Source organism: Pseudomonas oleovorans subsp. oleovorans (assembly GCF_002197815.1).
Classification (GTDB): domain Bacteria; phylum Pseudomonadota; class Gammaproteobacteria; order Pseudomonadales; family Pseudomonadaceae; genus Aquipseudomonas; species Aquipseudomonas oleovorans.
Genome location: NZ_NIUB01000087.1, coordinates 1 through 1,431 on the forward strand (window position 1 = coordinate 1; position 1,431 = coordinate 1,431).

Annotated in this window: 1 protein-coding gene; it reads right to left on the reverse strand. The window is 62.9% G+C overall.

Going from position 1 to position 1,431, the window contains the following annotated elements:
• Positions 1-85: 85 nt before the first annotated feature.
• The gene (gene ltrA / locus PSOLE_RS23355; RefSeq protein ID WP_088339367.1) at positions 86-1,399 is read right to left on the reverse strand and encodes a group II intron reverse transcriptase/maturase; all 1,314 of its coding nucleotides are present in this window, start codon (positions 1,397-1,399) and stop codon (positions 86-88) included.
• Between the last annotated feature and the right edge of the window lie 32 nt (positions 1,400-1,431).

Sequence of the window (1,431 nt, forward strand, 5' to 3'; positions counted from 1 at the left end):
GGCATAGGGGGCAGTTCTGATGAACTGCGCCCCTGCCACACCACCCGGCATGCGGGTCCGCACCGGGCGGTTCGAGGGATTGAGGTTATGAGAGTCGGGCTAATCCCAGGCGGTCGAACCAGGCCAGGTTCAACACCCTATTGAGTAGCTTGCCGCTGTTGCACCACCAGCGCCGGCTGTTGGCCGCCACCCGTTGTGCCACTGTACGACTTGCCCCCAGTGCGCGTAGCTCCCGGAACATGGTCTTGCCTTGCTTCCACTGCTTGAGCTGGATCGCGCGCAACCGATGACGCAGCCACTCGTCCAGCATCTGCCAGACTCGCGACGCTTGCGCCAACCGGTAGTAGCCCTTCCAGCCCTCCAGGTAGGAACTCAGGCGTTCAACGACCTGCTGCAGACTGCGACCGCACGAGCGGCGGCTCAGCTGCCGAACTCGTTGCTTGAACGTTTCCAGCGCCATCTTCGCCACCGTGCGCTTGATCACCCCTTTCGGGGCTACCCAGAAGCTGTACCCCAGGAACTTGCGCCCCGCAAAGACACTGCTCACGCGGCTCTTGGCCTCGTTGATCCTCAAGCGAAGCCTGGCGTACAAACGGCGTAGCAGCGCCATCACCCTTTCCCCCGCTCGGCGGCTGTGCACGTACACGTTGCAGTCGTCGGCGTAGCGAACGAAACAGTGACCGCGGCGCTCCAGCTCCTTGTCCACTTCATCGAGCAGCACGTTGGCCAGCAGCGGCGACAACGGGCCACCTTGCGGTGTGCCTTCATGCCGCTGCATGACCAGACCGCCATCAAGGATGCCGCTGTTCAGGTACGCTCGTATCAGACGAATAGCGCCTTGATCCGGGACGCGCTTACGCAAGCGTTCAATCAGGATGTCGTGGTTGACACGGTCGAAGAACTTCTCCAGATCCACGTCCACCACGATCCGGCGCCCAGATTGCACATACGCCTGAGCGGCAAGCACCGCATCATGCGCACGGCGTCCAGGCCGAAAACCGTAGCTATGCTCGCTGAAACCAGGATCGAGCAACGGTTGCAGCACCTGCAGCAAGGCCTGCTGGATCAGACGGTCGGTCACCGTTGGTATACCCAGCTCGCGCTGGCTTCCGTCCGGCTTGGCAATCATCACCCGCCGTACCGGACTGGGCCGGTACAACCCTGACAAGAGCTGAGCTCGAATCCCCGCCCACTCCGTCAGCAGCCGTTCGGCCGTCTGCTCTATGCTCAGTCCGTCGACACCCGCTGCTCCCTTGTTGGCTTTGACCCGCTTCCACGCTCGTTGCAGGTTTCCTCTCGCAAGGGCCCGATACAGCAGCCCTTGCCCTGTGCTGTCGGTTTCACCCCGCGGGCGCAGTGCCTCGTCGCTGACGGAGCGAATCACGGCTTCACCGCTCATCGCCTGCGCCCGCCCCACCTTCTGGTGAGCAT